The following is a 16,587-nucleotide window of genomic DNA, read 5'->3' as shown; positions in this document are numbered from 1 at the left end:
AACCTCCTGGCGATGTCGTCACCGAGGAAGAGGGCGCGGCTTGCCCCGACTATCCGGTGAGCTGCGTCACACTGTTGACGAGCTGTCACGAAGGGAGCTGTCCATGCCAAACCTGCGGACGAGGACCCGCGCCCGGATCGGCGCGCTGCTCGGTGCGGCGGCACTGTGGGCCGGAACCGCCCTGGCCGCCGCGCCGCCCGGCCAGGCCGCCGAGCCCGGGCTGACCGATGCGGCGCCCTGTCCGGGTGCGGCCGCGTTCAGCTGCGCCACCCTGACCGTGCCGCTCGACCACGGCGGCCGCACGCCCGGCAGCCTGAACCTGCGCGTGGCCGTCGGCGCCAACACCCGCGCACCCAAGGGCGACCTGATCTTCCTCACCGGCGGCCCCGGCCAGCCCGGCGTACCGTTCGCCTCCCACCTCGGCACCGACCTGGCGCCGCTGTTCACGCAGTACCGCCTGGTGATGATCGACCAGCGCGGGACCGGTGGCGGTGCGTTGCAGTGCCCGGAGCTGCAGCAGCAGATGGGCTCCTCCGACCTCGCGGTGCCCACGAAGGACGCGGTCACGGACTGTGCGGCGGTCATCGGCCCGAATCGCCGTTTCTTCAGCACCGCGGACACCGTCGCCGACCTCGATCAGCTGCGCCGGGCCCTCGGCGACCGGCAGTTCACCCTGGACGGGGTTTCCTATGGCAGCTTCGTGGCCGAGCGCTACGCTCTGGCGCACCCGAACCGGGTCTCCCGGATGGTGCTCGACTCGGTGGTGCCGCAGCAGGGCTGGGACGCACTCGACCTCGCCGCGCTGCCCGCCAGTGCCCGGGTGCTGACCGCCGCGTGCGCGGCCACCAACTGCGGCACCGACCCGGCCACCGACCTCGCCACAGTGGTCCGCCGCTACCGCAACGGCCCCGCGGTGCTGAACATGCTGACCATGTGGGAATTCATCGACCCGAACTTCGCCGGCATCCCGCAGGACCTGCACCAAGCCGCCGCGGGCAACCCCGCACCGCTGCGGCATGACCTCGACGTCGCCCGGCAGATCGACGTGGCCGCGCCCGACGAGCTCAGCCAGGGCCTGCACGCCAGCACCCTGTGCTCCGACGGCCACTACCCGTGGGGCACCTCCGACACCCCGGTCGCCGGTCGCGCCGCCGCCCTGGAGCGCACCCGGGACCGGCTGACGCCCGCCCAGACCTGGCCGTACGACGCCGCCACCGCCACGGGCACCGGCAGTCTGCTGACCTGCCTGAACTGGCCGCGGGAGCCGGTGCCGTCCCCACCGTCGCCCGACCGGCCGCTCCCGCGCGTCCCGGTGCTGCTGCTCGGCGGCGACCGCGACCTGTCCACCCCGCTCGCCGAGCTCTACAAGGAGGCCGCGATGGCCCCGTTCGGCAAGGTGGTGGTGGTCCCGGGCGCCGCCCACTCGGTGCAGGTCCGGGCCACCGACAACGCCGGCCGGCAGGCGGTTTACGACTTCCTGCTGCACTGACGGCTTGACGGTGCGTCAATCGACTCCCGCGCTCCGGCTGGCGCGTCAGTCGAAGCGGGCCTCCCGGGCCAGCCGGCCGGACAGCTCGTCCACCGCCGCCTCCGGGAGCCCACGCGAGACGAACCAGGCACCGACATTGCGGACGTCGCGCTCCAGGAAGGACCGGCCGCGCGGATTGGCGACCACGTCCACGATCTGCGGCACGTCGATGATCACCAGCCGGCCGTGGTGCACCAGGATGTTGTAGGCCGACAGGTCGCCGTGCGCGTAGCCGTCCCTGGCCAGCAGCACCAGGCTCTGCTCCAACTGGTCCCACAGGCTCGCCAAGTCGGCCTCCTCGGTGCGCAGTTGGGCCAGTCGGGGAGCCGCAGTGCCGGACTCGTCGCCGATGAACTCCATCAGGATCTCGGTCCCCAGGATCTGCACGGGGTACGGCACCGCGACGCCCGTGCTCCACAGCCGGGAGAGCGCGGCGAACTCGGCCGCGGCCCACTGGCCGGCGATCACCTGCTTGCCGAACTCGGTGCGGCGCGCCATCGCCCGGCTGACCCGGGACTCCTTGTGCGAGCGGCCCTCCAGGTAGCCCGCGTCGCGGTGGAAGAGCCGGTGCTGGCCGTCGCGGTAGCGCTTGGCGGCCAGCAGGGTGCGCCGGTCGGTGCCCGGCACGCCGCGCTCCAGCAGGAAGACGTCGGCCTCCTTGCCGGTCTTCACGATGCCGAACTCGGTGTCGACGGCGGCCAGTTCGGTGACGACCCAGTCAGGGCGCGGCTCCGGTCCCTTCTCGGTGGGCGTCGACTGGTCCCAGGTCGACCAGCGGTCGCCGCTGGGCGGGCCGTCGAGCTGGGCGGCCGGCTGCGAGTCGGTGTCCGAGGCGTCAGGCAGGTCGTACGGCTGGTAGTCGTACGGCTGGTACTCGTGGAAGTCCTCTTCGAAGGAGCGGCGGCCGGGTCGCTTGCCACCGGCTCCCTTGCCGCTCATACGGACGAAGGACTCGCTGTCGGAAAAGCGCTCACGCACTTCGGTGATCTCCTGTGGGAGGTGCCCACCGGAGGGTGCGTCAGCAGACGACTCGTCAGCCGGTGGGCAGGGATGAATGAAGGGAGGCTTCTGGCGCGCAGCACCGAGCGCGCCGCGTCGTGGCGGCAATCACGCTTACGCACCTCCCAGTCATCCCGTTCGGACCGGCATGCAGCCGTCCGCGTCCCGCCAACCGGAACTCTGCGAGTTTATCGAGTCGCTGCCGGGCCGCAACCGATTTATCGGGCGGGGGCGCGCCTGGTGAAGCGCCCGCCGCCCGGCGTCGACGCCCCCCGCCAGCGGCAAGCGGCCGGGGCCGACGAGTGCTTGACGTGGGGGCGGACTGGCCCGAGGTCAGGGTGCGAGCGCGCGAGGAATTGTGCGGCGCAGGGCATCGATGGCCTCGTCCGCGGTCATCCGACCCGCTCGTACTTCTTCCCCCGCCGTGTGGGCGAGGGCGATCGTCGTTGCCACCAGCCAGGTGGCGGGTGGCTCGGGGTCGAATTCGCCGCCGTCCTGGCCGCGTTGGATCAGCGCGTGCAGCCGGATGGTCATCGGTTCGTGTAAGTCGGAGTCCTGCTGGGGGCTCCGAGGCTGCTGGGCGAGGTAGACGAGGAGCGGTTCCGCGAGGGAGGCGTGCCAGGCGGCCTCCAGGAAGCGCACGACGGCCTCGGCGGCCGGCCCGGATTCCAGGTCCGCGGCATCCAGAACGGCCGTGACGCGTTGCGTGAGTTGCTGGAGGAGCGCACTCAGCAGTGCGTCCCGGGAGCGGAAGTGGGCGTAGACGGTCTGCCGTGTCACTCCCGCAGCACGGGCGACCTCGTCCATGCTCGCTTCGGGATGCTGCACCAGCACTCGTTCCGCCGCCTCCAGGATGTCGGCGACGTTGCGCTGGGCGTCCGCTCTGCGCCGCATGCGAGGTGGCCCGCTGCCCGGCTCCGAATGTTGTGCCCCGCTCCGCACATGGCCTCCAACCTTGACAGTTCTGTAAGAGATACGCACTATGTTTGACAGAAGCGTAAGAGATGGAACCTCGCTTGACCAAAGGTCAGGATGGAGATGAACCATGTCCTCTGCTCCACGAACGGCAGTTGTGCCGTCCCCCGCAACGGTTGTGACCGAGTACCTCGCGGCGTTCCTGGCCGGTGACATCGCCAAGGCGCGCTCAGCAGTGAGCGACGACTTCTCCTTCCGCGCGCCCCTGATGCCGATCAGGGGCACCAAGGAGCAGTTCTTCGCGGGAGCCGAGCGAAAGACCGGCCTGATCCGCGATTTCCGAATCCTGCGCCTCTGGCAGGACGGTGACGAGGTCTCCTGCGTGTACGAGATCGATGTCAGCACTCCCGCGGGTCAGGCCTCGATGCTGCTGCACGAGTGGCACGTAGTCCGCCAGGGACTGCTGGTCGAGACGACCATGGTCTTCGACACCCAGGCGCAGGCTGCCCATCTGATCCACGACGCCCTGCGCTGACGGCGACATCACTGACGGCGCGTCACCCCAACCCGACCAGACGAAAGATCGGCAGGATCCGCATGTCGAAGGAACGGTTCATCAAGCTGCTCACCGGCGAACGACGGCCGGGCCGTGTCGCCCTGCCTGCGCCCCTGCAGGTCAAGGCGAACACCCAGGACACCGAGGGCCGCCTCTCCCTGCTGGAGGTCACCCTCGCGCACGACATTCCCCGGCACACACATGAAGCCTCCGACGAGATGATCTACGTCCTGGAAGGTGAACTCGGCGTTCACTTCGACGGAGAGGACCTCGTGTTCCCGGCCGGATCATTCGTCCTCCTGCCCCACGGTGTGCCTCATGCCCTGAGCCGCGCCACCGAGGTTCCCCCTCGGGTGCTGCAGATGTCGTCGCCGGGCGGCTGGGAGTGCTACATGGAGGACATGGCCGAAGCCGGACCGGCAGTGCAGGGCACCGACGGACGCATCGATCCCGCGAAGCTGAACGCCATCGCCGCCCGCCACGGCATCCGATACGAGGAATAGGCACACCTCGCGTCGGCCCGATGCGGCGTCAGTCCCCGGCTGGACCCTCCAGCAGGTGCGTGTCCGCGAGTCGGAGACCGTCTGCCACGCTCTCCTGACGTTGGTGTTGCAGGGGCGGCACTCCCCGGGCCGTCGCGGCTCCTCAGCGGCTTGGACAGTCCTGGACGAGGCCGGGTCGGCGCGGTGATCTATGGTCACGGCCATGACCAGGACCACGCCGCCCCGACCGCTGGATGTCGAAGAGCTCTTCCCGAGGCTGGCCGACCACCGTGGCGTGACGACCCGGCTGCACCCGCGGGCCGGGAGCCCGGACGCCTCCGTCAGCTCGATCGGCGGCCCACTGCTCTGGCCCGTGGACGAACCGTGGCCGGTGTGCACCGAGCCGCACCGACGAGGGCGCGGCTACCGGATCGCGGACATCCGCCGGCGGCGGCAGCTGCTCGCACAGGCCTGGGCCCGCGATGCGGCCCCGGGGCCGACGAATGAGGAACGGCTCCTGCTCAAGGAGTTGGAGCGCAAGCACCGCGTGCCCGACCTCGCGGACACCGATCCGGTCCCGTTGATCGGCTTGGTCCAGCTGTACCAGCGGGACGTGCCGGGCCTGCCGGTCGGGCCGGATGGCTGCGATCTGCTGCAAGTGCTCTGGTGCCCGTTCGAGGCCCATGGTCCGAGCGGCTACGGCCCCGCCTTGCGCGTGGCCTGGCGCCGATCCGACCAGGTCAGCGAGCCGCTGCGCGCGGCACCGGAGCCGCTGCTGGTCGGGTTCGAGGGCGCGGTGCCCGAGCCATGCGTGCTGCACCCCGAACAGGTGGCGACCTATCCCTACGTGGGAACGCTGCCCGCCCGCCTGCAGTCCAAGATCGATGCCTGGGAGGAGAGGCAGGAGCGGAAGTCGGACAAGGACCCGGACGCCGACGTGCTCACCTACCAGCACGACCTGTCGATCCCGCCCGGCTACCGCGTCGGTGGCTTCCCCTCCTGGCACAGCACCGACCCGCACGCCATGACCTGCGCGGCCTGTGGCACGCCCATGGCCCTGCTGGTGACCTTGGACAGCCGGGAATGGGACGGCTGCGTCAGCTGGACACCGGTGGAGGACGGTCGCCTCCCGGCACACCTACACGACCCCAGCCCCACCCGGCTGGCCTTCGGCCGGCACGGGCTGCTGAACGTCTTCACCTGCCCCGCGAGGCCGGAACATCCGCACCGGTGGAGCATCCAGTAGGCACTGCTGGGATTCCGGCTGGGAGCAGTTCTGGCAGGTCCCGGGCGCGGATGAGCTGGCCCCGGCGGGCGGGTGCTGCTGCCTACCGGGGCTGGCGAGTGCTTGACGTGGAGTCAGATAGCTTCGAAGGAACCGTTCTTCACACCCTGGACGAAGGCGGTGAAGCCCTCGGCGGTGAAGGTCAGGGCCGGGCCCTCGGGGTCCTTGGAGTCGCGGACGAGCATGACAGCGGGGAGGTTAGCAGCGATCTCGAGGCAGTTCCCGCCGTTGCCGCTGTAAGTCGACTTCACCCACTGGGCGCTGTCGAGGTTGATGTTGCTCATTCCAGGTCCTTCCGAGCCGCGCGGATCTTGGCCAGTGAAGCCGTCTTCGAGGGCGCCTCCACCTGGAGTTGATCGTAGTCTCTCTCCAGTGCCGCTACGGCGTTCCGCCCACGCTCAAGGTGGCCCCGTAGCTGGGACTCGGCATACGCCACGACCGAGTGGTCGGGCAGGGTCAGCAGCACCACGGGCAGCAGGAACGGGCGTTGCTCCGCCAGGCTGAACGGGGCCACTTGGATAGTGATGTGAGGGCGTCGTGCCAGCGCCTCCAAGTGGTCGAACTGCTCTGCCATCACCTCAGGGCCGCCGACCGGGCGGCGCAGGCAGCTTTCGCACATGACCGCATGGATGACCGGGGGCCGCTGCTGTTCCAGGACCCGCCGCTGCCGAGCTGCGAGATAGGAGACTCGCTCGTCGGCCTGTGCCTGGGTGATGGAGCCGCGCTCTACTGCCGCTGCCTCCATAGCCGCCGCATAGCGCTGGGTCTGGAAGAGTCCCGGGATCACACCGAGTTCGAAGGTGCGCAGTCGGCGGCAGCGCGTCTCGCAGTCAGTGAATTCTTCGAAGCCCTCCAGCAGGGCCGCGGTCTTGATGCGGCGGTACAGCTCGACGAACGTTCCGCCGGTATCGAACACCTCATCGGCTTTTACTGCGAGGTGCGGGTCACAAGTGCGCTTCCCTCTTTCGATGAGCGAGATCCACCCGTGCGAGCATCCAAGGAGGTGGGCAAGCTTGATCTGAGACCACCCCCGCGACCGCCGCTGCCTGCGAAGCTCCGCGCCGAAGCGCAAAGCAGGAGATGACGTTGCATCAGGTTCACGCGTCAACTCGACCATCAGAGACTGTTACCTGCCGATCTGGTGCGGGTCAAAACACTGGCCTTCGGCCTCCTGCGTGCCGATCCTAGTGACGTACCGAGCACGGAGAGGAGTCATTCGTTGACGCAAAATCGGCGCCAACCGCCGGCTTGCGTCCCCCGGCTGGCCGCCAGGGCGCCGTAGGCGCCTCCATGGCCAGCATGCCGACCAGGCGCACTGGTGTGGATCACCGGCGCGCACAGCGCCAGGCCGCGCCCCAGCTACTCCCGCCACGAAGAGGAATCCCAATGACCATGATCATGGCCAACCGCCGTCCCGCCGATCGCCGTCTCGCATCCCTTGCCGAACTTCGCTCCCTTGGCCAGCAGTTGGACCGCCAGGTGGCCGACCGTGGCGGAGCCGGCGACCGCGAGGTGGACGCAATGCTGACCCTGATGAGGCAGGCGCACCTCGAAGTCGTTCGCTCCCTCAGGGAGGCGGCCGTCGACCCGGGGTCGGGCTGACCGCACCGTCCGGTCGACACCGGACCAACTCCGGTCCGAACAAGGGGCGTTGCCCTGCATCGGGACCGGGCAGCACCACTGACTCCCGCGTAGCCGAGCTTGGGGAAGACGGCCGCGCGGGCCGCCCGCCCCGGTTGCCGTACCGTGCACGGCGGTTGGCCGGGGCGGGCCACCACACCAGCAGGGGGCGATCCATCTGCACAGGAGTTCCGCAATGCGTCTTGTTCCTTTCCAGGCATCGATCGTTGACGGCCAGTCCGATGGCTCCGGAGGAGGCATCGTTCTCGCGCTCGTCTCCCGCTCCACGCTTCGGCTGGCGCGCCATCGACTCCGCGACCACCTCACCAGCTTTGGGCTGGACCCCGATGACGCCTGCCTGATCCTCTCCGAACTCGCGGGCAACGCACTGCTGCACGGCGGTGAGACCGCCGCCGTCGCCTGGTGCCTCTGCGGGGACCGCCTGCACATCGGGGTCGCCGACGGAAGTGCCCTGGGCTTGGCCGTGATCCAGGAGAACTGCGCCCGGGAGGGCGGGCGCGGCCTGCTGCTGGTCGATCAACTCGCCAAGGAGTGGGGCGTGCGACCGCTCGGTGCTCTCGGCAAGGCGGCGTGGTGTGAGCTTCAGGTCCGAGCAGCCTGACCGTCGATACCCAGGGCGGCGTCGGAGTTGCGGTGCCAGCACGGGCAGTGCGTCGCGTTCCGTCGACTCAGTCGGCAAGGACCTGTTCGCGCAGGATGTCGGCGTGTCCGCAATGGTGGGCCAGCTCCCGCAGAACCTGCAGGTATACCCAGCGAAGCGTGCGTGGTCCGGTTCGGTGACCGGTCACCACGGCGTCCAGTGGCAGGTCCGCGACCGCCGTCCGGGCCGTGGCGCAGGCTGCCCGGTGGGACGCCGTGACCGAGGCGATCGTGTCGTCGTCGGAGAGCCGGAAGGACTCGTCCGGACCCTGCACCAGGCCGAGTTCCTGGCGGGACGTGCCGCCGACGCACTCCTCGAACCACACCCGCTGCATCCACGTGACGTGCTTGAGTAGCCCGAGCAACGTCGTCGCCGACGGGACGAGGCGGCGGCGGGCCTGTTCCTCGGTGAGACCGTCGAGAGTCGCCTCGATGGCACTGCGGTATTCCTCGATGAACGCGGTGAGTTGTGTGCGTTCGCCACCAAGGGGCACATCGAACGAACCCATCGGAGCCTCTCATCACGTCGTGGGCCGCGGTCCACAGCAGCTTGTGCGAGCAGCGGGCGTAGAGCGAGCGGTGTGCGGTCGTAGCGTAGTCCGATGGCGTGGGCGAACTCATGGGCGCACTGGCCGAACCGGGCACTCACCCGCATCAGGTCCCGGGCAGCGCCCGCACCCGGCGCAGCGGCGAGCGGGCGATCGGCACCCAGACCAGCGCGAGACCCACCGCGGCCGCCCAGAGCGCGGCCCGCACGCCGAGGACGGTGCCCAACAGGCCGGCCAGGGCCGAGCCGACGCAGAGCGCACCCGTCAGCACGAACCGCATCGTGGCGTTCATCCGGCCCAGCATGTGGTCCGGGGTGACGGCCTGCCGGAAGCTGACCTTCACCACATTGTCGATCCCGACCTTGAAGGTGGTCACCAACCAGCCGAGGGCCGCCGCCCAGAGCCAGCCGCCCCGGTCGACCAGCGCGATCAGCAGCCCGAACGGCGCCACCGCCAGGCCCATCAGCCACAGCACCCGACCCGCGCCGAACCGCCGGGCCAGCGGCCGGGCGCAGCGCGAACCGAGCAGCACACCGAGCCCGCCCACCGCGAAGAACAGGCCCAGCACCCAGGACGGCAGGCCCAACTCGCGGGTGATCAGCAGCGGGAGCACCGTCTGGCTGAGCTGGATCGACAGATTGGTGCAGCCGCCGGCCAGCGCGATCGGTCGCAGCACCGGGTCCCGCCAGACGAACCGCAGCCCCGCGCCGATCTCCTGGCGGATCCCCGCGCGGCGATCCGCGCGCGGGGCCGGGGTGGTCCCCGGGCCGAGGCGCAGCAGGCAGGCCGCCGACCACAGGTAGCTGGCCGCGTCCACCAGCACCGCCGCCGGTGCGGCCACCGCGGCGAGCAGTAGCCCGCCGACGGTGCGGCCGCCGATCTGGGTGAGCGCGTCAGTTGTGACCAGGTGCGCGTTGGCCTCGGTGAGCCGGTCCCGTCCGACCAGCTCCGGCAGGTTGCTCAGCGACGCGACGTCGAAGAAGACCGTGGCCACACCGCTGACCAGCACGGCGGCGCACAGGTGGGCAAAGGTCAGGCGGCCCAGCGCCCAGGCCGCCGGTACTGAGCCGAGCGCGGCCGCGCGGACCAGATCGGCGGCGATCATCACCGGTCGCTTGGGTGAGCGGTCCACCCAGGCGCCGGCGGGCAGGCCGATCAGCAGGAAGGCGACCGTGCTCAACGTGGCCAGCAACCCGACCTGCGCCGCGTCGGCGTGCAGGGCGACGACGGCCACCAGCGGGATCGCCAGTGAACTCACCGCGGTGCCGAGCTTGCTGACTGCGGCGGCGGTGTAGAGGAGGCGGAACGGACGTTCGGTGAGCAGGCTGCGCGGCGCGGGCGCCGGAGGTTGTGCCAAGGTCTGCTGAGCGGTGGTCATGACGCAGACTCTCGGGGAGGTCGACGGGGCTGCTCCAGGAATTTAGAGTGTGCTGAATCCATCGCCGCCCGGCCGCCGGTACATCCTCTGAGGTTGCATGCTCGCGCTCTCGTTCACCGCCGCCGACCTCGCCAGGACCCGGTTCGCCGTGTCGCCGCTCTGGGAGGTGATGGCGAGCGCGCGCATGCTCAGGCAGCCCGGCGGGCCGGCGCTCTACCGGCCCTGGCTCGAACCGGCACGGGCCCGGTTGGCGGCCGCCCGGTTGGACTGGTCGCTGCTCGCCGCGCTGGTGCCGCTGCCGCCGGTGATGATGCCGGTGTTCATCGCTCCGCCGCCGTCGGTGCCCGAGCCCGACCTCGCCCTGGAGCTCGCGGTGCTCCGGGCCACCCCGCCCGAACTGGTCCGCGAGGCGGTCGCCGCCCTCGACCCGGCCCGCCTGACCCGACTCGCCGAGGACCTGCCGAGCCCACGCGCCGAGGACCTGCCGACCCCGCGCGCCGAGGGCCCGCTGACCCCGCGCGCCGAAGGCCCGCTGACCCGACTCGCCGAGGACCCGGAACGCGGCCTGGCCGAACTCGCCGAGACCGTCGAGGCCTACTGGGAGCTGGTGCTCGCACCCTACTGGCCGCGAATGCTCACCCTGCTGCGCGGCGACGTGCTGCACCGGGCCCGGCTGCTCGCCGAGGGCGGCGCCCAGCGGCTGCTGGACAGCCTTGACCCGGGCGTGAGTTGGGAACACGACACGCTGCAGGTGCCGCACCGCTACTGCGCCGGCGAACAGGAACTCGGCGGCCGCGGCCTGCTGCTGGTGCCCACGGTCTTCGGCGGCTCCAAGGTCTACTCGATCACCAGCCCGCGCTGGCAGCCGACCCTGCGCTATCCGCCGCGCGGCGTCGCCACCCTCTGGGAGCAGGCGCCGGCAGCAGCGCCCGAGGCGCTCGCCGCGGTCGTCGGCCGGTCCCGCGCACTCCTGCTGACCGAGTTGCACGCCCCCGCCTCCACCACCGACCTCGCCCGGCGCACCGGCATCACCCCCGGCGGCGTCTCCCAGCACCTCACCACCCTGCGCGCCGCCGGCCTGGTCACCGCCCACCGCGTCGGCCGCTTCGTCCTCTACGCCCGCACCGGCGCCGCCGAGGCCCTGCTGACGGCGGCCACGGGGGCGTGAACACGGTGCCCGGCGGCGCGTCTGCGCCACGGTGTCAGTGCCAGGCGGTACGGATGGAGGCAGCACAGCTGCGTCCCGCACTCCGCTGGAGGTCCGCGATGACTGGTCAGTTCACCACCTGTCTCTGGTTCGACGGGCAGGCCGAGGAGGCCGCCAACCACTACCTGTCGATCTTCCCGAACTCCCGGATCGGCCAGATCACCCGCTACGGCGAGACCGGGCCGGGGCCGGCCGGGTCGGTGATGGTGGTCGAGTTCGAGCTCAACGGGCAGAAGTTCATCGGGTTGAACGGCGGCCCGCAGTTCACCTTCTCCGAGGCGATCTCGTTCCAGATCCACTGCGCCGACCAGGCCGAGGTCGACCACTACTGGGACAAACTGGGGGAGGGCGGCCAGCCGGGGCCGTGCGGCTGGCTGAAGGACAAGTTCGGCCTCTCCTGGCAGGTCGTTCCCGCCGAACTCCCGGCGATGATCGGCGACCCCGATCCGGAGAAGGCCGCCCGCGCCACCCGCGCGATGATGGCCATGGGCAAGCTCGACATCGCCGCCCTCCGGAAGGCTCACGCGGGCGGCTAGGGTCTCCCCGGCGTCGCGCGCCCGGCATGATCCATAAGAGCGGCCCTAACCCCGGTAGCCCGCGCCGCCGTGCTGCTGCGGGCCGCGGGCGGCCTCGACCAGGTGGTCGGCAAGGGTGCGGAAGACGAAGAAGTTGGGGATCCGGCTGACCGCCCTGGTGGTCATGTTCAGCCAGCGGCCCTGCTGCTTCACCGAGAGGAAGCCCCGCTCGGTCTTGATCGCCTGCACCTCCGACCAGGCCACCGACTTGTCGCCCGAGCTCAACCGCTCGGCGTTCAGCGCGAAGGGGCCGAACTCCAGGTTGAGCCCGGCTCGGATGGTGGCGAGGGCCGGCGGCAGCTGCACGGCGGTCACCTGCTGCTGGATCTCCGCGCCCCAGGCCTCCGGATGCTCGAAGCCGTCGAGCGTCCCGCCCTTGACCCGGCTGGGCTCGACCCCCGGCCCGGAGAGCGTGTACACGTAGGTGGTGCGGACGTACCTGCCGTTGCGGTAGTGCTTGGTGATCTCCTGCAGGACGGACATCTCCTCCCAGCGGTACGGCACCATGGTCGCGCCGCCGGTGCCGACCACCGCCACGCCCCGGTCGTAGAAGCGCAGTTCACGGCCGACGTTGGCGCGCGTCTGGACCCTCGTTCCGGTGACACTCAGCGCGAAGACGCCGAGAATGAGCGCGATCAGGACGATGCCCACCACCGGGTTCGCGGAGGAGAGCGCGGTGGCGATCAGCCCCAGCACGCCGACGGTGATCACCATGGCGATCACCAGGCCCACCTGCTCGCCGGTCTTCCGCTCCGCCCACTTCGGCCGCCGCGCGGGCTGGAACGCTCCCCGGAACGCGCCCAGCCCGGCCTGCTCGGCCCATGCGTCGAAGTCCCCCGCCATGCCGTCTCCCTCACCTTTCGTCACCAGTCGACCGTCGCCCGACAGGACGCCGCCGACACACTGCCGGTTGCGCCCGCACGACTTCAAACCGGTTCAATCCGGCGTGGCGTAATTCGCTTTCGGCAACGCCGCCGCCTCCGGCACGATGGCCCGGTCCTGACCGACCGTGACCAGCCCGAATGAGGCCCCCGCATGCGCAAGATCCCGACGCTTTTCGCGCGCGACCCCGAGGACCGGCGGTCCGTCACCACCGAGGTCAACCCCGGCTGCGAGTGGGTGCTCGCCGGCGAGGGTACGGCGACGCGCAAGTACGACGGCACCTGCGTGATGCTCGACGAGCACGGCGACTGGTGGGCCCGCCGCGAGGTCAGGCCGGGCCGGGCCGCACCCGCGGGCTACCTGGCCGTGGACACCGACCCGGTCACCGGCAAGATGCAGGGCTGGGAGCCGATGGCGCGGTCGTCCTTCGCGGCGTTCCACGCGGAGGCGCTGGCGGGCGGTGGCGACTGGCAGCCGGGCACCTACGAGCTGGTCGGCCCCAAGATCAACGGGAACCCGGAGCGGTGCGACTCCCACACCCTGCTGCGACATGCGGCCGCCGAGGTGGTGCCCACCCCGGTGCGGGACTTCGACTCGCTGCGCCGGCTGGTGCTGGACCTCGCAGCCGCCTCCGGCGCCGAGGGCGTGGTCTTCCACCATCAGGACGGACGGATGGCAAAGCTCAAGGCCCGGGACTTCCAGATCAGTTGACGGAAAACCAGTTGTCGGCGGTCTGTCAGCCCGCCGACACTGTGCCGATGTACTCAGAAGCGGACGCTGCCGCCCTCTACGACCTGCTGAACCCCTGGGACCCCGAGTCCAACGCCGGAGACGCCTTCTACTACTCGCTGGTGATGGACGCGGAGTCGGTGCTGGACGTCGGGTGCGGCACGGGTGCGATGCTGCACCTGGCCCGGGACCGCGGGCACCGCGGCCGCCTGGCGGGCTTGGACCCGGACCGCGCCGCGCTGGACCGGGCCCGCCGCCGCACCGACATCGAGTGGATCGACGGCACGGCGGCGCAGGCGGAGCCCGGCAGCGGCTTCGAGCTGGCGACGATGATGGGCCACGCCTTCCAGTTCATCGTCTCCGACGACGAGGTCCGCGCCTCGCTGGCCGGGATCCACGGCGCGCTGCGCCCGGGTGGCCGGCTGGTGTTCGAGACCCGGCATCCCCAGGCGCGGGCCTGGGAGGGGTGGCGGCACACCAACCCGGAGGACGTCTCCGATCTCGTCGACCACGCCGGGCGGGCGGTGCGGGTCTGGCACGACGTGGACTCCGTGGTCGACGACGTGGTCGCGTTCCACGGCACGGTGGCGGATCCGGACGGCACGGTGCTGCTGGTCGAGCACGCCAGGCTGCGGTTCCTGGACCTGGCCGCGCTCAACGGGTTCCTGACGGCAGCGGGTTTCGAGATCGAGGCCCAGTACGGTGACTGGGACCGTTCACCGATCACCGCCGCCAGCCGCGAGATCATCACGGTCGCCCGCAGGAGCGGCCGGACCGACTGATCGTCAGCAGAACTCCAGGCGGTCGGCGAGCCCGGCCGCCGCGAACGCCGCCTCCAGCGCATCGCGGCCCTCGGTGAAGTGGCCCCAGCTGTCGAAGTGCACCGGGACCACCCGGCGGGCGCCCAGGATCGCGGCGGCCTCGGCGGTCTGGGGGCTGTCGAGGGTGAGCAGCGCGCCGTCGAAGAGGATCGTGCGGGCGGCGCCTGCGAACAGCATCGCCGTGTCGACGGGCCCGAACCGGTCGGCGATCTCCTTGACCACCGCGAGCGAGGCGTTGTCGCCGCTGACGTAGACGTTCGGCAGGTCGGCGGCGGTCAGCATGAAGCCGATCACCTCGCCGGTCACCGGCTCGCAGCCGTCCGGCCCGTGCTGCGCGGGCACGGCGGTGACGGTGACCGTGCCGCCGTCCGGGCGGGGCAGCTCCACCGACTCCCAGGGCGCGAGGCCGCGTGCGGTGCCGCCCAGCCGGCCCGCGCCGCTGCGGGTGACCAGGACCAGGGGCGCGGTGGCCAGGAAGGCGCGGCCCGAGGTGTCCAGGTTGTCCGGGTGCTCGTCGTGGGAGAGCAGCACGGCGTCGACCGGGCCGAGCTCGGCGGGGGTGATGGCGGTCGGCGCGGTCTTGGTGAGCACGCGGTTGCCGCCGACCGGGTAGTGGCCGGGCTGGTCGAAGGTCGGGTCGGTGAGGAAGCGCAGGCCGCCGAACTCGATGAGCGCGGTCGGGCCGCCGAAGACGCGGATGTCAGCCATGACTGATGTTCTCCTCACGGGAAAGTCCGAGGTTTGACGTGAGAGAAACTAGCCTGCCCTCACGGAGAAGCGCAAGGTTTAACATGAGAGCCATGAGAGCCAGGGCAGCCACCGGATCCGCCGGAGCCACCAGCCGGACCGCGACCGGAGCAGCGGCGGCCGAACAGGCAGTGACCGGACAGACCGCGACCGGACCGGCAGTGACCAGACAGGGCGCGACCGCCGACCCAGCCCCGCTACCGCCCGCGCCGGGCGCGGAGCAGCATGTCGCGCTCGACTTCGCCAACAGCGAGCTCACCTCGCGCGCCGGCCGCCTCGACCTGCTCGCCACACCCGACGCGGCCACCCGCTGGCTGATCGAGCACGAGCTGGCTCCCGACGATGCCGTGCTCTACGAGTACTGCGCTGGACGGCTGCGCGAACTCCGTGCCCAGCTACGGGTGTTGCTTGCGTCTCGGATCGACGGCACGCTGCCCCCGGCCGAGGCGGTGCGTGCGGTCAACACCGCGCTGACCACGGCGCCCGCGGCCTCGCTGCTGCACTGGGACGAGGCCCATGGTCCCTATCGCGCCCCGGCCCACCCGGCCGACCGGGTCGCCGAACACGCCATGGCCGCGATCGCCGCCGACGCGGCCGAGCTGCTGACCGGCCCGGACGGCGAGCGCCTCGCCGCCTGCAGCGCCAGCCCCTGCAACCGGTTCCTGGTGCGCACGCATGCCGCCCGGCACTGGTGCTCGGTGCGGTGCGGCGACCGGGTGCGCGCGGCCCGTGCCTACGCTCGCCGCACGCAGCAGGCCAAGAGGTCGGGGGAGTGACAGGACGTCACCCCGGACGCTAGGTTCGGGCGCATGCGAAGCCTCCCGCAACCCGAAGCCCACCCCACGCCGTTCGACGCATACGAGCGGCAGGCCTGGGCCGGCCGGGCCGAAGCCTTCGCCGGCAGCTTCGCGCCGCTCTGCGCGCACACCGTGCCGGCACTGCTGGACGCGGCCCAAGTCGCCCCCGGGGACCGGGTGCTGGACGTGGGCACCGGGACCGGGTCGGTGGCGGCCGCGGCGGTCGAGCGCGGTGCGGCCGTCACGGCGGTGGACGCCGAGCCGAGCATGGTCGAGCTCGCCCGGGCGGCGGTTCCCGCACTGGCCGCCGCCGAGGTCGCCGTGCTGCCTGAACTGCCCTTCGCCGACGAGACGTTCGATGCGGTGGTGGGCAACTTCGTACTCAACCACGTCGGGCAGCCGCTTGCGGCGCTGGCCGAGCTGCGGCGCGTGCTGCGGCCCGGCGGTCGGCTCGCGCTCACCATCTGGGCCGCGCCCGCGGCACCCGGGCAGGCACTGCTGGGCCGTGCCGTCGAGGCCACCGGAGTCACCAGGCCCGCCCATCTGCCGCCGGTCTCCACCGAGTTCGACTTTCCTCGCACGGCCGACGGCCTCGCCGCCCTGCTGACCGCCGCCGGCCTGCGCGAGGCGGCGACCGACACCCTGCACTGGACCCACCGGACCACCCCGCAGGGCTGGTGGGACGGCGCCGCCGCCGGTGTCGGCTACATCGGACAGCTGCTGCTCGCCCAGCGCGAGCAGACCAGGGCCGAGGTCAGGCGGCATTTCGACCGCATCAGCCAGGAATTCACCGATCCCGACGGCCTGTTGAGCCTCCCGCACACCGCGCTGCTGGTGCGCGCGCACCGCTGAGCCAAG

The 16,587-nt window shown here is 71.3% G+C and carries 20 protein-coding genes; 12 read left to right on the top strand and 8 right to left on the bottom strand.

Annotated elements, in window-relative coordinates:
- Nucleotides 1-103 precede the first annotated feature (103 nt).
- Nucleotides 104-1,489, top strand: coding sequence for an alpha/beta fold hydrolase (locus tag E6W39_RS01800; RefSeq protein WP_141631936.1), 1,386 nt, complete (start codon nucleotides 104-106; stop codon nucleotides 1,487-1,489).
- Nucleotides 1,490-1,534: 45 nt separating this feature from the next.
- Here the strand turns inward: E6W39_RS01800 and E6W39_RS01795 are convergent, their stop codons facing one another.
- The gene (locus E6W39_RS01795) at nucleotides 1,535-2,506 is read right to left on the bottom strand and encodes a serine protein kinase RIO (protein ID WP_220140147.1); all 972 of its coding nucleotides are present in this window, start codon (nucleotides 2,504-2,506) and stop codon (nucleotides 1,535-1,537) included.
- A gap of 354 nt (nucleotides 2,507-2,860) precedes the next feature.
- Entirely contained in the window at nucleotides 2,861-3,421 is a 561-nt protein-coding gene (locus E6W39_RS01790; protein WP_141631935.1) for a TetR/AcrR family transcriptional regulator, read from the bottom strand.
- Nucleotides 3,422-3,620: 199 nt separating this feature from the next.
- On the opposite strand from E6W39_RS01790, the gene E6W39_RS01785 reads away from it, so the two are divergent.
- The 3 genes from E6W39_RS01785 to E6W39_RS01775 all read left to right on the top strand — a co-directional run bounded on the left by E6W39_RS01785 (nucleotide 3,621) and on the right by E6W39_RS01775 (nucleotide 5,726).
- Nucleotides 3,621-3,977 carry a nuclear transport factor 2 family protein gene (locus E6W39_RS01785; protein WP_181799042.1) on the top strand — a complete coding sequence of 119 codons (357 nt, stop codon included), beginning with the start codon at nucleotides 3,621-3,623 and terminating at the stop codon, nucleotides 3,975-3,977.
- 62 nt (nucleotides 3,978-4,039) lie between these two features.
- Nucleotides 4,040-4,501 carry a cupin domain-containing protein gene (locus E6W39_RS01780; RefSeq protein WP_141631933.1) on the top strand — a complete coding sequence of 154 codons (462 nt, stop codon included), beginning with the start codon at nucleotides 4,040-4,042 and terminating at the stop codon, nucleotides 4,499-4,501.
- 202 nt (nucleotides 4,502-4,703) lie between these two features.
- The gene (locus E6W39_RS01775) at nucleotides 4,704-5,726 is read left to right on the top strand and encodes a hypothetical protein (protein WP_141631932.1); all 1,023 of its coding nucleotides are present in this window, start codon (nucleotides 4,704-4,706) and stop codon (nucleotides 5,724-5,726) included.
- A gap of 113 nt (nucleotides 5,727-5,839) precedes the next feature.
- Here E6W39_RS01775 and E6W39_RS01770 read toward each other — a convergent pair whose 3' ends face one another.
- The gene (locus E6W39_RS01770) at nucleotides 5,840-6,049 is read right to left on the bottom strand and encodes a DUF397 domain-containing protein (RefSeq protein ID WP_141631931.1); all 210 of its coding nucleotides are present in this window, start codon (nucleotides 6,047-6,049) and stop codon (nucleotides 5,840-5,842) included.
- Nucleotides 6,046-6,882, bottom strand: coding sequence for a helix-turn-helix domain-containing protein (locus E6W39_RS01765; protein WP_141631930.1), 837 nt, complete (start codon nucleotides 6,880-6,882; stop codon nucleotides 6,046-6,048). Before E6W39_RS01765 ends, E6W39_RS01770 begins: the two co-directional genes overlap by 4 nt.
- A 269-nt stretch (nucleotides 6,883-7,151) precedes the next feature.
- On the opposite strand from E6W39_RS01765, the gene E6W39_RS01760 reads away from it, so the two are divergent.
- Nucleotides 7,152-7,367 carry a hypothetical protein gene (locus E6W39_RS01760; RefSeq protein ID WP_141631929.1) on the top strand — a complete coding sequence of 72 codons (216 nt, stop codon included), beginning with the start codon at nucleotides 7,152-7,154 and terminating at the stop codon, nucleotides 7,365-7,367.
- 214 nt (nucleotides 7,368-7,581) lie between these two features.
- On the top strand, nucleotides 7,582-8,007 hold the full coding sequence (locus E6W39_RS01755) for an ATP-binding protein (RefSeq protein WP_141631928.1): 426 nt from the start codon (nucleotides 7,582-7,584) through the stop codon (nucleotides 8,005-8,007).
- A 67-nt stretch (nucleotides 8,008-8,074) separates the two neighbouring features.
- Here E6W39_RS01755 and E6W39_RS01750 read toward each other — a convergent pair whose 3' ends face one another.
- Nucleotides 8,075-8,554: a DinB family protein gene (locus E6W39_RS01750; protein WP_141631927.1), complete on the bottom strand. Its 480-nt coding sequence runs from the start codon at nucleotides 8,552-8,554 to the stop codon at nucleotides 8,075-8,077.
- Between the two features lie 145 nt (nucleotides 8,555-8,699).
- Nucleotides 8,700-9,971 carry an MFS transporter gene (locus tag E6W39_RS01745; protein ID WP_141631926.1) on the bottom strand — a complete coding sequence of 424 codons (1,272 nt, stop codon included), beginning with the start codon at nucleotides 9,969-9,971 and terminating at the stop codon, nucleotides 8,700-8,702.
- Nucleotides 9,972-10,068: 97 nt separating this feature from the next.
- On the opposite strand from E6W39_RS01745, the gene E6W39_RS01740 reads away from it, so the two are divergent.
- Together E6W39_RS01740 and E6W39_RS01735 are read left to right on the top strand one after the other, a co-directional pair.
- Entirely contained in the window at nucleotides 10,069-11,139 is a 1,071-nt protein-coding gene (locus E6W39_RS01740; RefSeq protein ID WP_141631925.1) for an ArsR/SmtB family transcription factor, read from the top strand.
- A gap of 98 nt (nucleotides 11,140-11,237) precedes the next feature.
- Entirely contained in the window at nucleotides 11,238-11,714 is a 477-nt protein-coding gene (locus E6W39_RS01735) for a VOC family protein (protein ID WP_141631924.1), read from the top strand.
- Nucleotides 11,715-11,759: 45 nt separating this feature from the next.
- On the opposite strand, the gene E6W39_RS01730 is transcribed toward E6W39_RS01735, so the two are convergent.
- Nucleotides 11,760-12,596 (bottom strand): DUF6585 family protein, encoded by an 837-nt coding sequence (locus E6W39_RS01730; RefSeq protein ID WP_141631923.1) that lies wholly within the window; start codon nucleotides 12,594-12,596, stop codon nucleotides 11,760-11,762.
- Nucleotides 12,597-12,788: 192 nt separating this feature from the next.
- Here E6W39_RS01730 and E6W39_RS01725 point away from each other — a divergent pair, with 192 nt between their 5' ends.
- Together E6W39_RS01725 and E6W39_RS01720 are read left to right on the top strand one after the other, a co-directional pair.
- Complete coding sequence (locus E6W39_RS01725) at nucleotides 12,789-13,346, top strand: DUF5565 family protein (protein ID WP_141631922.1); 558 nt, start codon at nucleotides 12,789-12,791, stop codon at nucleotides 13,344-13,346.
- A gap of 47 nt (nucleotides 13,347-13,393) precedes the next feature.
- On the top strand, nucleotides 13,394-14,146 hold the full coding sequence (locus tag E6W39_RS01720) for a class I SAM-dependent methyltransferase (RefSeq protein ID WP_141631921.1): 753 nt from the start codon (nucleotides 13,394-13,396) through the stop codon (nucleotides 14,144-14,146).
- 3 nt (nucleotides 14,147-14,149) lie between these two features.
- On the opposite strand, the gene E6W39_RS01715 is transcribed toward E6W39_RS01720, so the two are convergent.
- Nucleotides 14,150-14,893, bottom strand: a complete 744-nt coding sequence (locus E6W39_RS01715) for an MBL fold metallo-hydrolase (protein ID WP_141631920.1) — start codon at nucleotides 14,891-14,893, stop codon at nucleotides 14,150-14,152.
- A 92-nt stretch (nucleotides 14,894-14,985) separates the two neighbouring features.
- Between E6W39_RS01715 and E6W39_RS01710 the strand changes: the two genes are divergently transcribed.
- Both E6W39_RS01710 and E6W39_RS01705 read left to right on the top strand, forming a co-directional pair.
- A complete protein-coding gene (locus tag E6W39_RS01710; RefSeq protein ID WP_141631919.1) occupies nucleotides 14,986-15,708 on the top strand; it encodes a CGNR zinc finger domain-containing protein in 723 nt (240 codons plus the stop codon).
- A gap of 33 nt (nucleotides 15,709-15,741) precedes the next feature.
- Nucleotides 15,742-16,581 carry a class I SAM-dependent methyltransferase gene (locus tag E6W39_RS01705; protein WP_141631918.1) on the top strand — a complete coding sequence of 280 codons (840 nt, stop codon included), beginning with the start codon at nucleotides 15,742-15,744 and terminating at the stop codon, nucleotides 16,579-16,581.
- Nucleotides 16,582-16,587 lie beyond the last annotated feature (6 nt).

This window comes from Kitasatospora acidiphila (genome assembly GCF_006636205.1).
In the GTDB taxonomy this organism is placed as follows: Bacteria; Actinomycetota; Actinomycetes; order Streptomycetales; family Streptomycetaceae; genus Kitasatospora; species Kitasatospora acidiphila.
The sequence above is the reverse complement of the archived record's forward strand: the minus strand, read 5'-3'. Positions and strand labels throughout refer to the sequence as shown.